The organism is Novosphingobium profundi (assembly GCF_018491765.1).
GTDB lineage: Bacteria > Pseudomonadota > Alphaproteobacteria > Sphingomonadales > Sphingomonadaceae > Novosphingobium > Novosphingobium profundi.
In genome coordinates, this window is the sequence record NZ_JABWCU010000081.1 from 1 (window position 1) to 611 (window position 611).

Sequence of the window (611 nt, forward strand, 5' to 3'; positions counted from 1 at the left end):
GGCAAGAACGCCGGCATCAAGAACATCCTGACGCTGGACGTGGGCGGCACTTCGACCGACGTCGCGCTCATCGAGAACCTCGAGGCGCGCCGCGTGCGCACCACCGAAGTCGGCCACCTCTCGGTCCGCGCCTCCGCGCTCGACGTCAAGACCGTGGGCGCGGGCGGCGGCTCGATCGCCTATGTCCCCGAACTCACCGGCGCGCTGCGCGTCGGCCCGGAATCGGCGGGCGCCGTGCCGGGGCCGGTCGCCTACGGCAAGGGCGGCACGCTGCCCACCGTGACCGACGCCAACGTCGTGCTCGGCTACCTGCCCGAGAACCTTCTGGGCGGCACCTTCAAGCTCGACCGCGAGGGCGCCAAGAAGTCGGTCCAGACGATCGCCGACAAGCTGGGCATCGGCCTCATGGAAGCCGCGCGCGGCATCATCGACATCGTCAACGAGAACATGTTCGGCGCGCTGCGCATGATCTCGGTGCAGCAGGGCTATGACCCCCGGCACTTCGCGGTCATGGGCTTTGGCGGGGCGGGTCCGCTCCACGTCAATGCCGTCGCCAGGCTGATGGGTTCGTGGCCCGCCGTCTCGCCGGTTTCGCCGGGCGTGCTGTGCGC

General features: G+C 70.2%; 1 protein-coding gene. It reads left to right on the plus strand.

Annotated elements, in window-relative coordinates; genetic code table 11:
- The coding region (locus tag HT136_RS26105) for a hydantoinase/oxoprolinase family protein (RefSeq protein WP_281423521.1) at positions 1-611 on the plus strand (611 nt) is incomplete at both ends.